This window comes from Sphingobacterium daejeonense (assembly GCF_901472535.1).
In the GTDB taxonomy this organism is placed as follows: domain Bacteria; phylum Bacteroidota; class Bacteroidia; order Sphingobacteriales; family Sphingobacteriaceae; genus Sphingobacterium; species Sphingobacterium daejeonense.
Genome location: NZ_LR590470.1, coordinates 1,557,502 through 1,573,297, shown reverse-complemented (window position 1 = coordinate 1,573,297; position 15,796 = coordinate 1,557,502). Strand labels below are relative to the sequence as shown.

Below are 15,796 nucleotides of genomic sequence, written 5' to 3'. Positions count from 1 at the left end.
TTTGATAAATATGATACTGATTAATATAGAAATGCTAATACTGCTCGTATTAGCCCATGCAACTACATGAAAGAACAACCAGTATGATGCTGGTGGTGGAACTGTTGTATTGTCTGATGGGTTGTAGTATGATGCAGGTTAATCCAAACGAATTATACCCCGCATCACCCACTGTATTTTGCCGTAATTTTACGGTTTGCAGTTTACAACCATCCGGTATTTTATTTTAATATGTCAATGCAAGCCCTACACCAAATCCCATATCACTATCATAGTGGGTACGTATACCTATATTTTTATTGATGATATACCTAAGCTCCCCCATATATTCTAAGTCGGTATTTACCATGAAGCCACCTCTTAATCTTTTTGAAATTGGAATATCTTCGCGCATTAACTGCAATCTTACAATTCCATCGTGATATACTTCTGCCTGGAAATTGACCAGCATAGGTAACGTATACATAAACCCTAAACTGAACGCCTTGCGGGTGTCTTTCTTGTTGGTTTGTCCAAATATGTTCTTTTCGTGCTCATCTTCTCCCATTTTCCGGTAACGAAAATCAAAACCTACAAAGGGCATGAACCATTGCATCTTTCCAATGTATCTACCTAAGTGAGTTTCTACTTCATACCCGTGCATACTATTATAGCCTAAGCGCCATTCTGTTCCTAATTGATAGCGTGCATTCATTAGCATAGCTTCTCCATCATTACCATTGGTTGCAAAATCGTTTTGTGCCATAAAATGGGGCATATTACTTTCTCTTTGCAATTCTTTATAGGCTTTTGCCTTGTCAGGTAAATAGGGGTTATTGTAGTCTCCAACTTCAAACACCCTGTTCATTCCCGCCATCATGTGATATAATATATGGCAATGAAAGAACCAATCACCTTCCTCATTTGCTAAAAACTCAATGGTATCCGTTTCCATAGGCATGATATCCAACACATTTTTAAGCGGCGATTTTTCGCCTTTTCCGTTTATCACCCTAAAATCAAATCCGTGAAGATGCATAGGATGCCGCATCATCGAATTATTATAAATGGTAATCCGTAGGATTTCTCCTTTTTTTACAGGTATTTTGTCCGTTTCCGAAAGTATTTTATTATCCATGCTCCATACATAGCGGTTCATGTTGCCAGTAAGTGTGAACTTCAACTCTTTTACAGGCGCATCTTTTGGAAGGGAGGTGTTGTAAGGCGATTGCAACATAGCATAATTTAATGTTTTGATGTCTCCCAAGGCATTAGCGTTGTAACGGTTAGGGTCGTCATCCATGTTCATACCTTCATGCTTGCTGTGGTCTGATTTCTTTGCTGCATCTCCGGTAATTTCGGGATACATCACTACATTCATGTCCATTTGGTTCAGGCTCATCTTCATGCCCATATCGTCCAAATCGCCATTCATTTTCATCATATCGTTCATCATCTTCATCCCCTCGAAATACTTCAATCGTGGGAGCGGGGAAATAAGCTGTTTGACCCCATCACCTATAAAGTAGCTTGCTGATTGTGTTCTGTCCTCGGTTGTTGCTAAAAACTCATATGCTAACCCATCTTGAGGGATAGTCACTACAATATCGTAAGTTTCAGAAACTGCAATGATTAATCTATCCACTTCTACAGGCTCAACATCATTTCCATCATTCGCTACTACTGTAATTTTCCCTCCAGCATATCTTAGCCAGAAATACGAAGACGCCCCGCCATTGGAAACGCGTAATCTGACTTTGTCACCTGCTTTTAGCTTTTTACCACCAATTGTTTTCAAATCGGTGCTATGGCTACCATTTATTAGGATTTTATCATAGTAAACATCACTGACATCCATCGCCAGCATCCGTTTCCACTCATTTTTTACCTTTACGCCTAATTTTCCCTCCTTAATAGCTTCAACGTACGATTGCGTAGCACCTTTCTTAATGGCCGCCCAATCATTTGCATTGTGTAGCATACGGTTGATGTTATCCGGGTTAAGATTTGTCCACTCACTTAATATAATCGGGACGGTCGGCAAATCGTCAATTCCTTTTCTAAAGGTTTTATCGTCGCCTCTTTTTTTCATGATAAAACTACCGTACATGCCTATCTGCTCCTGCAAGCCTGAGTGCGAATGATACCAGTGCGTGCCATGCTGGATAATCGGAAAACGGTAGGTGTAGGTTGTACCCGGTGCGATGGGCTTTTGCGTAAGCCAGGGCACACCGTCTTCTTTATTGGGCAGGAACACACCATGCCAGTGCAGTGATGTGCTTTCTTTCAATTGGTTGTGCACCACTATTTCGGCAGTGTCGCCCTCGGTAAAGGTAAGGGTGGGCATGGGGATTTGCCCGTTTACGGCAATCGCCCTTTTTTGCTTACCTGCATAGTTGACAAGTGTATCTTTTACATACAGCTCGTAATGCACTACTCTCTGTGCAAACAGCGTTTGCGTGCAAAGCAGCATCAGCACTGTTTGCAATATTCTTATGGGTATTTTTTTATATCTGTTCATTCGTTGAAAAATTTTATTTAATGCTGTCTTCCATTGTGCCAAACCACGCTATCAAAACCTGCTTATCCTCCGGTGACAATACTGCATTACGATGAATTAGCGTATATGACGACAATGGCATTTCCCCGTCCTTAACCTGCCCGGCCATAGCCCTGAACTTGTTTCGCTGCCTGCGGACAGAATAGTCGCCAAATTCGCTAAAGTTGAGTTCCTCTTTCCCCTTTTTTATATGCTCTGCCATGTACCATGCGCCGGGCTGGATACGGCTGTACCACGGATAATGGGTATTGTTGCTATGGCAGTCATAACAGGACTGAACAAGGATAGCCTTTACATTTTGGGGTACGGTGTACACCCTTTCGATATGGGTGGCTGGCACTTCAACCGCCTGGTTCCGTAAGGGCTGAAAGAACTGTATGGCAATCAGGACGACAGCCAGCCCCAATATGATTTTCTTCTTTATGGTCATAATTATTTTATTGTGGCTTCATCTTTTTGTGTCTACTGTTTTTTCACATACTTGGCATAATTCTCCTTGTTTTCAAAATAAGAAACTTCACCGTTATTTCCTGTCACAGCAATCACCGCATTAGCTTTGTCTACCTGCTTATGGGAATAGGGGTCTATCGCCATCCGCACGGTCGCATCTTTTGGAATACGTTCCTTACACATTTCGCAACATCCGTAATAGGTTTTACCATCAAATTTTACGTCAAACTGCCTTTTGCCCATATAGGCATCGTTGACCATGCAGACTTCATCCGATGGAACCAATTCACCTATTTGGGTAGTATGTCCGTTGCTTTCCGGAGTTGCCTGCGAATGCTGCTGTTCCGCTTCATCCTTATTTGACCCCGCCTGACCGCAAGCGGTGAATAGCAGGGTTAATAAGGAAATAAAGCCAATTATTATTTTGTTCATGTCCAAACTTGTTTTTTTAAATTTTATTATTTACTTTCTTCAAACTCTTTTAGCTTGCGCTTCATTAGTTCAATTTCTTCCGCTTGGGTTTTAAGTATATTTTTTTGCAGCTCTATCAGTTCCGGGTCGGTCAGGTGTGCCTTTTCGGACATCAATATGGCTGCTGCGTGATGGGGTATCATACCCTTTGCAAACTGCTTGTCCCCGACATTGATTTGTTCCCTGATACCAAACCATGAAAAGATGCCAACAGCAACCGAGATGATGGCTATCGCCCAATTCATCTTCCTGTTGGGGTACATTACTTTCATTATCGCTAATTCGATAAGCAGCATTGCCGAGGTCATCAGCAGGGTCATGTACAAATTGTTGATATTGGGTATCAGGTTCTGCCACCCGTCAATCATGGCGTACATGATAAAATACATCACTGCGAACATGGCTACAGCCATCACCGCAAAGCGTTTGTACATGGCCGAAGCATGTTTTGTATTGTGCGTGCCATGCTCCGAGGAATGACCCGCATGGTGACTGTTTTGCATATTTTCCATAACCCTGAATTTTATTTGCTGTTAATTGTTTTTTCCACCTTACCGCAGGTCAGCATTTTAGAACCGTAGTAAGGGTTTTTGATTTCCTTGTTTTCGCTGAACCAAACAGCACCCTTACCGTCATTGAACATCGGGCAATGGTCCTGATACAATGTTTGCGATGTACCGAACAAATCAATCAGGTCTTTCAAATCTTCGCCAAGCGAGGCCAAATGTTCCCGCTGGTGGTGGATGTTGCCGACATTTTCCCCGATATGTTCTGCGTGTTCTTTAGCATCGTCCGCTATGTCCATGTACTTTTTGTGCTTATCGGCAGGAACGGCTTTCATGTCCACTTTATTCAGGGTAGCTAACAGCTTTTTCCCTGAACTGGCGGCAGCTTTGTCATCGTCCGAAACAAGGGCGTTCTTTAAGGACAGATAATCGGTAACTATGGGCGCAATAGAAAAGTTTTTTGCTTCTTCTTTTCCTGTTGCTTTTGCTTCCTGACCGCTCGGAGTTTCACTCACAACGGGCGCAGCTACCGTATCATCCTCTTTTGGTTGGGAAGCTGACTGTTCTTGTGATACAACAGCAGTATCACTTGAAGACTGCTCGTTTTTGTTGGATGCCTGATTGCATGATACTGTTACAAATGCCATGATAACAGCAATGATTGATAATGTTAGATTTTTCATTTTTATTTATTTTTTGATTTTTAAAAAACTTGCGTTAATAGCCACTACAATGGTGCTTACACTCATCAGCACAGCACCCATAGCGGGACTTAAAACAAAATTCGGATAGAGTACGCCTGCCGCAAGGGGTATTGCCACCACGTTGTAGCCAACCGCCCATATCAGGTTCTGTACCATCTTTTTGTAGGTAAGTTTGCCGAAGTCAATCAGTTTGACCACATCCCTCGGGTCGCTGTCTACCAATATGATATCCGCTGTTTCGGCAGCCACGTCCGTACCGGACCCCACGGCAATGCCCACATCTGCCTGTGCCAGTGCAGGTGCATCATTTACACCATCACCAGTCATTGCTACGATTTCGCCTTTTGCCTGAAACTCCTTTACTTTCTCCTGCTTGTTGTGCGGAAGCACATTAGCCAAATACCCGTCCATACCCAATTTTCCGGCTACGGCAGCAGCAATCCTGTCGTTGTCCCCGGTGAGCAGAAAGGACTTGATGCCCATTTTTTTTGAGTTCCTCAATCGCCTGTGCCGACCCCTCACGGATGCTGTCTGCCAAAGTAATGATGCCGATTACCCGGTCATCAATGAGGACAAAGTTGACCGTTTCGGCTTCCTGATTGATTTCGCTTGGTATTTCCGGCAGGGAAAGGTGGTTTTCGGTGAAATAATTCGGGCCGCCAGCTACGACATTTTTCCCGTTCACAACACCTTTAACACCTATGCCCTGCATATAGCTGAAGTTTTCAGACTTCCATAAGGCAAGGCTCTTTTCTTTCAATGTAGCCATAATGCCTTTGGCGATATGGTGTTCCGAATTTTGCTGTACTGCGGCAGCATACTGGATAACCTCATCGGCATTATATTCGTCTGTTAACGGTATAACCTTTTCTACGGCATGGGAACCTTTGGTGAGCGTTCCGGTCTTATCAAAAATGACGGTGGAAAGTTTTCGGGTGGTTTCAAATGCCGTACGGTTGCGGATGAGCAGGCCATTGGTCGCCGAAAGCGTTGTGGAAATGGCGACCACCAACGGGATAGCCACGCCCAATGCGTGCGGGCAGGCCGTTACCATTACCGTCACCATTCTTTCAAGCGCAAAGGCAATATCTCCACTGCTTGCATACCAATAGGCAAATGTGCCTATGCCCACGGCAATGGCAATAAAGGTGAGCCATTTGGCAACTTTGTCCGCAAGGTTCTGTGTATTAGACTTAGTAGCCTGCGCTTCCTGCACAAGATTGATAACCCTGTTCAGGTAGCTGTCTTTTCCCACGGCTGTTACCTTAACTTTCAGCGCACCATCGCCATTGATAGAGCCTGCGATGACCTTTCCGTCCTTTTCCTTTTTTACGGGAACACTTTCCCCGGTAAGCATACTCTCGTTGATATACGAAAGCCCCTCCAGTACCAATCCATCGGCTGGAATTTTTTCTCCCGGTTTTATGATAGCCGTTTCACCGCTTTGCAGGTCTTCGAGCTTTATCTTTACAGCTTCTCCGCCACGTTCCACGGTAACATCGTTGGGCAGCAAAGCCACCAATGACTGTAATGCCCGTGAAGCAGCCATTTGGGAACGCATTTCCAGCCAATGCCCTAACAGCATGATGTCAATTAGGGTTGCCAGTTCCCAAAAGAAGTCCATACCCTGCAAGCCAAATACAACGGCTACGGAATAAACATAGGCTACGGATATGGCAATGGCAACAAGTGTCATCATCCCTATGGCTTTGGCTTTCACCTCGCCAATCATTCCCTTTAGGAACGGTAAGCCTCCATAGCAATAAATCACCGTACCCAATGCCAACAGCACATATTTATCGCCATTGAAAGCAAGGGAGAAACCCAACCATTGCTGTATCATGTGCGACAGGAGCAGGATAGGGATTGTAATGACAAGGCTTATCCAAAAACGTGTGAGGAAATCGCCTGTATTATGCCCCTCATGTTTATCAAAGTTTTCGTCATCATGGCCATGTTGAGAATGCCCGGAATGCTCATGTTCTGGCGTGTGTTCATGAGAAGCTGACGTACCGCCACCGGGAACCAATGCCATGCCACAAAGAGGGCATTTGCCCGGTTCGTCTTTTAGCACCTGCGGGTGCATGGGACACGTGTATTTTTTCATAACAAGGGATTTTAAAAGTTATGTTGCATTTAATTTTTTTACCATCTCATGGGTCATTTCTTCAGCATAAGTACCATAGGCATCAACAAGTACCCCTTTGCTCTTACCGTCATTGGACGATATGGCATAAATCACGGCATTGTTATCAGGACTGCTGTCGAGGCTTTCAAACCTATGAGTTTCCGTAACCGTAAAATCCTCCGGTTTTAGTTTCAGGCTCTTTGACGCACAGTAAAGGCAGTCCGGCAACAGACTAAAATCAATACTGTACCCACGTTGTCTTAGGTCTTTAAGAGCCTGCACCATATCACTATACTGTTCCATAGCTTTCCGACCTGTTATTTAATGGTTTCGACCGTACTGCCGCAGGTAAGCATCTGTGAGCCGTAATATGGGTTTTTAATGGCATTCTCTTTACTTAGCCAATTGGCCCCCTTACCTCCATTGTACATAGGACAGTGCTGGTAATAAACTGGTGTATCCTGTTTAGACACTTTAGCCAGTATGTAGATGCTTCCCGAAAGTGCCGCAAAAGCACTTCTTTGTTTTGCAACGTCTTTTGATTTTGAAATGCTTTCCGCATTAGCTGTCAAGTCCTGCATTACTTTCATCCAAGCCGTATGTTCCTCTGCCGAAAGCTTGTTCATATCGACTGCTTTAAGGGATGCAGCCAATTCAGCGGCTTTGGCAGATGCAGTTGCCTCATCGGTTTTTATCAAAGCATCTTTCACTGAAAAGTAGTTGTCAAACACAGCTTTTAGCTGTGATTGATTTTGAGCTGCATCCTTGTTAGCGGGTGCTGCCATTTCACCGTGGTTGTGATTGCCATGTCCGACTTTCATGTCCATTGCCGCCCCTTTGTTTTGGGCAATTGTCTTCAAAGGTCTATCGTACTGGCAGCATTCAGCCAGTTTCGCATATACGTCATCCGGCGCACGGAACTTCTCACTATCATAACCCGCCAAAGCGATACGTTTCAGGATTTCATCCTGATTTGTTTTCTCGCTGTCATACGTGAGCGTAGCCATCTTGGTATCTTTGTTCCAGTCCACGTTGGCTACCTTTTTTATGTTACCTGCTTTTTCGATGGTGGTTTTACACATACCACAATTGCCGTAAATCTTTACGGTTTCTGTTTTCGCATTTTTGATTTGTGCGAAACCATTCATTGAGGATAGTAATACGGCGATTACCATCACTATTTTTGATAATGATTTCATAATAATTACTTTTTAGAAATGAAGTATTGAAAGCCCATTTCTGTTTTAAACTTTAAATAAATGATACAAATAAGGGATTTGCAAAAAGCCGAAGCGGCTTCTGACAGGACATACCTATGGCTGGCAGGCCATAAATTTAGCTTATTTTAGGCGGTAGCCAAATGGAAAAAAAGCCCGAAGAATAATAGGCTTCTTTGAAAGCGAATTTTTGCTTTTTAGCTGCTGCTAAGTGATCTTTTGCCTTTAATTCGATTACGGTTGGGACATTTAGGGAAGTGGTTGAAGCACCGCACCTGCAAGAGCTGTGGGAACAACCGCCCCCGCATTTGTCACTTTTGCATTTTTTACAGGATTTGCTCTTGCAACCTTTTGTATGTTCTGATTTTTTGGATTTCTCCTTTGAGCAGGAAGACTGCTCGGTCTTTGTTGAATTTTTGGAACAGGCATAGCTCTGACTTGGTATCATAAAGAAAACCAAACAGAACAATGTCAAAATGCCTATATGTATTCTATAATTTTTCAACGCAACAAAGTTACAAATTAGATTGGTTTTTTATATCGTTTTACGTTTTTTTTGCTATATGGAAAAATAATGCCATATACGCAATAACCTATCGCCTTTTTTCAGAATTGATAAAATGCCCTTTTCATCAACCCAACCTCATGGAAATTCGGTCGGAAAAAGGGCATTTCAAAAAGTTGCTGGCTTAGGCATCCAAAGGTTCTATTTTGAAGCCTGCCTTTTGCACGGTCGATATTACTTCATGCTCGGTAATGCCCTCGGACTTCACGGTAAGTACTTTGTCCTTGTTGGCCGTGTCCACTTCCCAATGGCAGATGCCCTCTGCCTTGTCCAAGTGCGGCTTTACAGATGCGATACAGCCGCCGCAATTGATGTTCGTCTTGAATTGAAATTGTTTATTTTCCATTGTTTACAAATTTTAGAGTTATCTGATAATGCAAATTTCCGTACTATTCAGTTAGTTATTGTTGTGTAATTTCTTGTTTGATTTGTGAGATTTACTGTTTTATTTCTTCCACTTCAACCGCAGGCTGTTACTGACCACGCTCACGCTGCTCAATGCCATTGCCGCACCCGCAATCATCGGGTTGAGCAGGAAGCCGTTAACAGGGTAAAGGATGCCTGCCGCTACCGGAATGCCGATTACGTTGTAGATAAACGCCCAGAACAGGTTTTGCTTGATGGTGGCTACGGTCTGTTTGGACAAGCGTATTGCCTGCGGTATCTTGGTCAGGTCGGACGAAATGATGGTCATCTTGGCTACGTCCATTGCGATGTCGCTGCCTTTGCCCATTGCGATACTTACATCGGCTGTTGCCAATGCGGTGCTGTCGTTGATACCATCGCCCACCATTGCCACTACCTTTCCTTTACTTTGCAGTTCTTTCACAAAGTCGGCTTTGTGCTGTGGCAAAACTTCGGCTTTGTAATGCTTGATGCCTGTCTGCTCCGCAATGGCTTTTGCAGTAGCTTCATTATCTCCGGTCAGCATATACAGGTCAATGCCCATTTCCTGCATTTCCCGGATAGCCCGCACCGATGTTTCCTTAATCTTATCGGCGATAGCGATTACAGCAAGAGCCTTTTTGCTGTTTGCAAACCAGATAACGGTTTTAGACTGTTTGCCCCATTCTTCGGCCTGGTCTTGTAATTCGCCGGCAATGGCAATGTTGTTTTCTGCCAATAGCTTTTTGTTGCCTACATAATAGGTTTCGTTGTCATGGTCTGCTTTTGCGCCTTTGCCCGTAATGCTGTCGAACATGGATAAAGAGGTGGTCGCTACATCGCCAAGATGCTTCACTACGGCTTCTGCCAATGGATGCTCGGATTGCTTTTCGATGCTCAAAAGGATTTCTTTTGCAGTGTCCTCATTGTTCAGCCATTTAATGCCCGTTACCTGTGGTCTTCCCTCGGTGATGGTTCCGGTTTTGTCCAAAACGATGGCATTTACTTTTTTGGCCAGTTCCAAACTTTCGGCATCCTTTATCAAAATGCCATTTTCAGCACCTTTACCAACGCCTACCATAATAGCGGTGGGTGTCGCTAAGCCTAAAGCACAGGGGCAGGCAATGACCAATACCGTAACGGCTGCCAACAGACCTTGAACAACCCCGTTTTCGCCTCCCAAAATCAACCATAGCGTAAATGTCAGGATGGCAATACCTATCACTGTGGGAACAAAGATGCCCGCAATCCTATCGACCAGTTTCTGTACGGGTGCTTTGCTTCCCTGTGCATCCTGCACCATTTTGATGATGTGGGCAAGCATGGTTTCTTTGCCCACTTTTACCGCCCTGAACCGGAAGCTGCCTTTTTGGTTAATCGTTCCTGCAAATACTTTTTCTTTTTCTTTTTTCAATACAGGTACAGGCTCACCGCTTAACATGCTTTCGTCCACATACGAATTGCCCGATATGACCATGCCGTCTACCGCAATCTTTTCACCGGGCTTTTACGAGTATCACATCGCCTGCGCTTACGTCTTCGATAGCGGTCTGCTTTTCCGTTCCGTCCGCATGTACCACGATGACCGTTTTTGGCTGCAAGCCCATCAGCTTCTTAATGGCTGAAGAGGTGTTGCCTTTGGCTCTTTCTTCCAGCAGTTTTCCCAAGAGGATGAATGCGATAATAACGGCAGCCGCTTCAAAATATACGTGAGCATGCAGTCCCCGTTGATGCCAAAAGTCGGCAAACAGCATATTGAAAACACTGAACAGGTAGGCAATACCTGTACTCAATGCCACCAGCGTATCCATATTGGCGGAACGGTGCTTTGCCTGCTTCCAAGCGTTTACAAAAAAAATCCCTGCCCAACCATATTACAACGGGCGTGGAAAAGAGCCACATTATCGGGTCTGCATAGGGCATATCCATAAAGAACATTCCTATGATTACCACGGGCAGGGAAAGGATAATTGCCCAAATGGTCTTGTTTTTCAAGGTTCGGAATTTCTTTTCGTGGATGGCTTCGAGCGTTTCCTGCTGCTTGGTTTTGTCTTCAATCAATAGGTCGTAACCTACTCCCTGAACCGCTTTTTGCAGGGTGGAGGCATCGGTCATATTGGGCAGATATTCCACGGTAAGATTGCCCGTTGCAAAGTTCACGGAAGCATTAACTACTCCCGGTTGGTATTTAACAATGCTTTCGGCACTGCCCGCACAGGATGCACAGGTCATGCCCAATACCGGAAAAAGCACTTTTAACCGTAGGAACTCCGTAACCTAAATCTTTAATTGCCTTAACAGCTTCGCCTACGGTTTCATTGCTATCTACTGTAATCGCTGCCCTGCGGTTGTTCAGCTCTACTTTATGGGTTTCTACGCCTTTTACCTGTGCCAATCCCTTTTCAACGATTAATGCACAGTGTTCGCTTTCTACATCCTCCAACGGTATGTATATATTTTCTCTGTTTGTCGCCATATTTGCCTGCTTTAATTTACAATGCAAAATTGGCTATTATAATTATGGGTACTGTTGTGAAATTTTGGATTTGATTTGTAAGATTTATTGAAATCCTGTATAGGTGAGCCACTTCATCAGATGGTTATCGCCATAAAGCCAGTTTTAGATGGTCTTTAAAACCACAAAGCATTGCGAAAGATAATCGCAATGCTTTATTGTTTGCTTAAAAAGCTGTGGTCTTAAAATACTGACGGATGCCCGGTCTTCTTCTTGGTGCGGGGTTTATTCAACTTTAGAATTAAATTGAATATCTACGTCAGTTGATGACTTAGGGTCATTAATCAAGTCCGTTTCAATCTTTCCTCCCTGTGGATAATGGCGCAGCACAACCCTGACCGTACCAGTGGAAGCGGTCGTGGTTGTCCAAACGCTTTCCAGCCCTAACGTAACGTTGTTGTCATCCTTATCCAAATTTGTGATTTGTATATTTGATGTGGAAGATGGCACGTAATAAATACGGTGGTCTATATTTTCCTCACTTACTTCTTCGGTAATGTCTTCACCATTTACCTCGTCAAGAAAGGATACGCTGACATCATAGGACTTACCCGGTTGCAGTGCAATCTGGTCTATGACCGGGGCGTTTCCTCCGGCTCCGTCAGCACCTTTCCAAGCATAAAAGAAGTTCGTTCGTGGTTCCCTGTTCCTTAAAACGTAGCTGTACCGTAGTGATTACCTCGTTGTCGTTTTCTTCGGGGATAGGGTCATCGTCTTTGCTGCATGAGGTTGCGAATAGTACGATTGCCGCTACGGCAATCGAAGAAAAATGTTTGAATTTCTGTGTCATTGTTATATAAATTTAATTGTTGAAAAACGTGTTTGTCAGAAAACGTACTTTAATCTAACGGAGATGTTTCTGCCCATTTCGTCCGTAAAATACCTGAAGCTGTTCAGTAGTTTCTGTACCGGGTATTGAACAGGTTGCTCACTGCAAGATTGATGTTCAGTGACCTGCCCAAGACACTGACCACTGTACCAGCGGATATATTTGTCAGGAGATAACCATCAGGGGGCAAGCTTATAATCCTGCTGGCCGTGTATGTTTTCATCAGGTACTCTTGTCTGTTTTAAGACCAGCGGAATTTCCATCCCGATATAGGATTTTTGGAAAGACCTTATATCGGGCAGTTCGTAATTGAACCCCAATGAAAACCTGTCCGATGGCATGGAAATCAGCCAGTCGTTTATCGTTTTATTGTACGCCCTTAGCAAAGATGCCTTTCCTATGATGTCCAGTTTCTGTACAGGCTTGTAATTGATTAATAAATCCGTTCCCGTGAGATAGGCATCAGCCTGTTGATAGACGAATTTGGGAAATGCACCTGCAATGGTCAATACAGGCTCTCCCGGGCGGGGCTGTAAATAGATAAAGTTGTTGATGGAATTGTAGAATACAGACCAGTCTATATTTACTGATTTTTCTTCATTGCTATATGAAAGCCCCAAGACCGTGTTTTACAGCCTGCTCTATTTTCAGGTTTACGTCCCCAAGTTCATAGGTGGCAGTACCTTGATGTATGCCGTCAATGAGCAGTTCGTTAACGTGGGGAGCCCTATTGGCAAAGCTGACCATTCCGTTTATCCTGATATGGTCTGAAAGATGGTAGATGGTATTGAATGATGCCCCGATTGTTGAAAAATCAAAGTCATGCTCCACAGGCTGGTTATTGTAAGGGTATCGTACCGTACTGATTTGCTTAAAATCATACCTGATACCGCCCTGAAGCTCCCATTTGTTCTTCTTCCATTTTTCAATCCAGTATGCACCGTATGTTTGGGAATTGTAGGCAGGGATGAGATACCGACCTTTGTAGGTATTGTCCTGCTGCATAGCGGATATGCCGATACTTCGTTAAAGTTTTTGAATGTGGGATGCTCCCAAGAAATTTCTTCGGAAATCGTGCTGACATTCAAAGTCATTTGAGGCGTTGTAATTTCGCTGTTCCTGACTATATCAAATTCTTCCCTGTTGTTGAATTGTGCGGCAAATCTGTATGTTCAGTTTCCCGGCTTTCTCTCCGGCAAATATCTCCGGGTACTGGATAGGTTAATGGAAGAAGATTTAGTCCACAAAGTGGTAAACGTTGACGGGGGTGTAGGATATGCAAGTTGCCATAACTGTGAAGTAGTCCACAATCATAACCACTTGCATTTCAGTTGTCAAAAATGTAAATCGGTAACTTGTATAGAGGATGTGCAACCGTTATTTAAGTTGCCTAAAGGATATAAAATAAGTGAAGTCAATTTTACGGTGTCAGGGCTTTGCCCGCAGCGTTCCTGAATAAGCGTAGCCGTTCCTATACTTTATCCAACGGCTTTCTCTTATCTTCCCGGACTTGTTTGAAATAGCTCGGGGTAAGCCCCGTTACTTTCTTGAACTGGTTGCTCAAATAGGCTACGCTTGAATAGTTGAGGCGCATGGCAATCTCACTTAACGACAGTTCATCATACACCAGCAGTTCTTTTACCTTTTCCACCTTTTGGGCGATAAAGTATTTTTCAATAGTTGTACCCTCTACTTCTGAAAACAGATTGGACAAGTAATTGTAATCGTGGTGCAGTTTATCGCTCAATACATCGGAAAGGTTGGTTTTTACATCACTATCCTGATGATGTACCAGGTCAATGATAATGTTCTTTATCTTTTCTATTATCCTGCCTTTTTTTATCATCAATTACTTCAAACCCCAATGGCTCTAAAGTCTTGACCAAAGCCTCTTTCTCCGTAGGTGTAATTTCTTTGGTAAGGGTACTTCGCCCAGCTTTACATTTTTAGCATCTAAACCAAGTTTATCCAATTCGTTTTGCACCACCATAATACAGCGGTCGCATACCATATTTTTAATAAAGAGTGTATTCATATCTTACTAACTGCTATATTAAGCACAATAAACAAATTTACGATTTAAGTCGAACTACGCTCGTTGCTTCCTGTCTAAATCAAGTTATCTGATTGCATTGTCTGCATAGGCGCTTTTAATTTGGGTTTTTGTTAACCTGAAGCCTCGGCCCAGGCTTCTAATTTAGTTAATTGAAACCTTGCGAAAGTTGTATTCCGCAAGGTTTTAAAACAGTGATACATCTGCCTTTGCTAATGGTCTGCATTCACCCTACAATATTAAATTATAGCAAATAATGGTACAGTTCGGCTATTGCATCGTTGTACTCTTTCTCCCGCCTGCAAATAATTATTGGTAGCGGTATAAAAGTTAACTTGCCTCCAAAAAATATTGGATAGTGGTTATCTCTCCGAATGATAACGCTTTATCCCAATAGTTTAATACTGTTGATACTGCTTAATACTTTCTCATATTCTGCTTACCGTCTTTTGCAGGTTGATATACTTTTCATACAGTTGCTTCAAATGATAATAATGTTCGTTCTTGTGCCGTGCTACCTGTACTTCTGCCACCGATAATTCAGCCTGCTTTTGCTTCACCCGATTTTTGTTTCACACAAAGGAATGCTCACGCCTACTTTTGCACCGTAAAACTGCTGCCCTAAAATAGCCTGATAATGAAAACCCACTTCAAATTTTGGCAGGGTCAATGCCTTAGTAACTTCAATATCCTTTTGGGCTACTACGGTCTGTTGTGTCAAATATTTTCTTACCGGGTCTTTGTATTCAATTGTTTCTTCCAATTCTTCAAATGCAGGAACGGGCTTATATTCAGGGTATATGGTATCGTTAAAGACTATCTCTATACCGCCGTTAAGTTCCGTCAGTTTTTGATGAAGTTGGTTGATAGCGGAAATGTTCAACTGATAATCTTTATTAATCTCAATCAATTGAAGTTTAGCCTTATTCACGTCCAGCACATTACCTTCGCCCTTATCCAGTTTGGTCTGAAAGTCGGTCCAGGAACTTTTCGGTTTTTGTTTTCCGTTCTATAATTCTTTCCTGAAGTTTATTGCGGTATATCAGTTCAATGCAAATCTTTTTCGCTCCCAATAATATTTCCTGCCTGTTGGCTGTTAGCGAAAAATCTGCCTGCTTACTCTGCTCGCCAGCCAATGCTTTCTTTTACTGTAAACCGTGGGAAAGTCGAAACGCTGCAAGACGTTAATGTCCGTTTGGTTGCCCGCAATGGCATAGGGTGAGCCACGCATAAAATCGTAGCTGACCACAGGGTCGTACAGCGTATTGCCCGTATGGTACAATAACTTCTGCGCATCCCAATATTTGCTTTGGGTTTGCAGCGTTTTATTGTTCTTGGCAACATCAGACAAGACGGTTTCCAATCCTGACTGTGCCTGCAATTGTATGGTAAAAACGCACATACAGATTGCCGTTAAAAATTTTATGTTCATGCT

General features: G+C 43.3%; 19 protein-coding genes and 2 pseudogenes. All 21 read right to left on the bottom strand.

Annotation, left to right across the window (positions count from 1 at the left end):
* Window positions 1-226: 226 nt before the first annotated feature.
* Window positions 227-2,500, bottom strand: coding sequence for a multicopper oxidase family protein (locus FGL31_RS07510; protein ID WP_037459500.1), 2,274 nt, complete (start codon window positions 2,498-2,500; stop codon window positions 227-229).
* A 13-nt stretch (window positions 2,501-2,513) separates the two neighbouring features.
* Window positions 2,514-2,879: a heme-binding domain-containing protein gene (locus FGL31_RS07505; protein WP_232046378.1), complete on the bottom strand. Its 366-nt coding sequence runs from the start codon at window positions 2,877-2,879 to the stop codon at window positions 2,514-2,516.
* Window positions 2,880-3,001: 122 nt separating this feature from the next.
* Window positions 3,002-3,421 carry a hypothetical protein gene (locus FGL31_RS07500; protein WP_002993270.1) on the bottom strand — a complete coding sequence of 140 codons (420 nt, stop codon included), beginning with the start codon at window positions 3,419-3,421 and terminating at the stop codon, window positions 3,002-3,004.
* A gap of 26 nt (window positions 3,422-3,447) precedes the next feature.
* On the bottom strand, window positions 3,448-3,972 hold the full coding sequence (locus FGL31_RS07495; RefSeq protein WP_002993268.1) for a DUF305 domain-containing protein: 525 nt from the start codon (window positions 3,970-3,972) through the stop codon (window positions 3,448-3,450).
* Window positions 3,973-3,983: 11 nt separating this feature from the next.
* Window positions 3,984-4,649 carry a DUF3347 domain-containing protein gene (locus tag FGL31_RS07490; protein WP_002993266.1) on the bottom strand — a complete coding sequence of 222 codons (666 nt, stop codon included), beginning with the start codon at window positions 4,647-4,649 and terminating at the stop codon, window positions 3,984-3,986.
* Between the two features lie 6 nt (window positions 4,650-4,655).
* Window positions 4,656-6,777, bottom strand: a pseudogene (locus FGL31_RS07485) (heavy metal translocating P-type ATPase).
* Between the two features lie 18 nt (window positions 6,778-6,795).
* Window positions 6,796-7,101, bottom strand: coding sequence for a hypothetical protein (locus tag FGL31_RS07480; protein ID WP_002993263.1), 306 nt, complete (start codon window positions 7,099-7,101; stop codon window positions 6,796-6,798).
* A gap of 14 nt (window positions 7,102-7,115) precedes the next feature.
* Complete coding sequence (locus FGL31_RS07475) at window positions 7,116-7,997, bottom strand: DUF3347 domain-containing protein (RefSeq protein WP_037459498.1); 882 nt, start codon at window positions 7,995-7,997, stop codon at window positions 7,116-7,118.
* Between the two features lie 267 nt (window positions 7,998-8,264).
* Window positions 8,265-8,444, bottom strand: coding sequence for a hypothetical protein (locus FGL31_RS07470; protein WP_002993259.1), 180 nt, complete (start codon window positions 8,442-8,444; stop codon window positions 8,265-8,267).
* A gap of 260 nt (window positions 8,445-8,704) precedes the next feature.
* Window positions 8,705-8,926 (bottom strand): heavy-metal-associated domain-containing protein, encoded by a 222-nt coding sequence (locus tag FGL31_RS07465; RefSeq protein WP_002993257.1) that lies wholly within the window; start codon window positions 8,924-8,926, stop codon window positions 8,705-8,707.
* 99 nt (window positions 8,927-9,025) lie between these two features.
* Window positions 9,026-10,441, bottom strand: coding sequence for a copper-translocating P-type ATPase (locus tag FGL31_RS30315; protein ID WP_446677066.1), 1,416 nt, complete (start codon window positions 10,439-10,441; stop codon window positions 9,026-9,028).
* 19 nt (window positions 10,442-10,460) lie between these two features.
* Window positions 10,461-10,775 (bottom strand): hypothetical protein, encoded by a 315-nt coding sequence (locus FGL31_RS30310; RefSeq protein WP_446677086.1) that lies wholly within the window; start codon window positions 10,773-10,775, stop codon window positions 10,461-10,463.
* The gene (locus FGL31_RS30305) at window positions 10,663-11,196 is read right to left on the bottom strand and encodes a cation transporter (protein ID WP_446677079.1); all 534 of its coding nucleotides are present in this window, start codon (window positions 11,194-11,196) and stop codon (window positions 10,663-10,665) included. Before FGL31_RS30305 ends, FGL31_RS30310 begins: the two co-directional genes overlap by 113 nt.
* Window positions 11,153-11,440, bottom strand: a complete 288-nt coding sequence (locus FGL31_RS30300) for a heavy-metal-associated domain-containing protein (protein ID WP_446677065.1) — start codon at window positions 11,438-11,440, stop codon at window positions 11,153-11,155. The genes FGL31_RS30305 and FGL31_RS30300 overlap by 44 nt, the downstream gene beginning before the upstream one ends.
* A gap of 264 nt (window positions 11,441-11,704) precedes the next feature.
* Window positions 11,705-11,929 carry a hypothetical protein gene (locus tag FGL31_RS24910; RefSeq protein WP_232046377.1) on the bottom strand — a complete coding sequence of 75 codons (225 nt, stop codon included), beginning with the start codon at window positions 11,927-11,929 and terminating at the stop codon, window positions 11,705-11,707.
* A 151-nt stretch (window positions 11,930-12,080) separates the two neighbouring features.
* A complete protein-coding gene (locus tag FGL31_RS24905; RefSeq protein ID WP_232046376.1) occupies window positions 12,081-12,269 on the bottom strand; it encodes a hypothetical protein in 189 nt (62 codons plus the stop codon).
* 218 nt (window positions 12,270-12,487) lie between these two features.
* Window positions 12,488-12,928, bottom strand: coding sequence for a hypothetical protein (locus FGL31_RS07450; protein WP_138090284.1), 441 nt, complete (start codon window positions 12,926-12,928; stop codon window positions 12,488-12,490).
* The gene (locus FGL31_RS07445) at window positions 12,912-13,313 is read right to left on the bottom strand and encodes a TonB-dependent receptor domain-containing protein (protein WP_138090282.1); all 402 of its coding nucleotides are present in this window, start codon (window positions 13,311-13,313) and stop codon (window positions 12,912-12,914) included. The genes FGL31_RS07450 and FGL31_RS07445 overlap by 17 nt, the downstream gene beginning before the upstream one ends.
* 466 nt (window positions 13,314-13,779) lie before the next feature.
* Window positions 13,780-14,343, bottom strand: a pseudogene (locus FGL31_RS07435) (helix-turn-helix domain-containing protein).
* 574 nt (window positions 14,344-14,917) lie between these two features.
* Window positions 14,918-15,292 (bottom strand): hypothetical protein, encoded by a 375-nt coding sequence (locus FGL31_RS24900; protein ID WP_232046375.1) that lies wholly within the window; start codon window positions 15,290-15,292, stop codon window positions 14,918-14,920.
* A 165-nt stretch (window positions 15,293-15,457) separates the two neighbouring features.
* A complete protein-coding gene (locus FGL31_RS24895; protein ID WP_232046374.1) occupies window positions 15,458-15,793 on the bottom strand; it encodes a hypothetical protein in 336 nt (111 codons plus the stop codon).
* Between the last annotated feature and the right edge of the window lie 3 nt (window positions 15,794-15,796).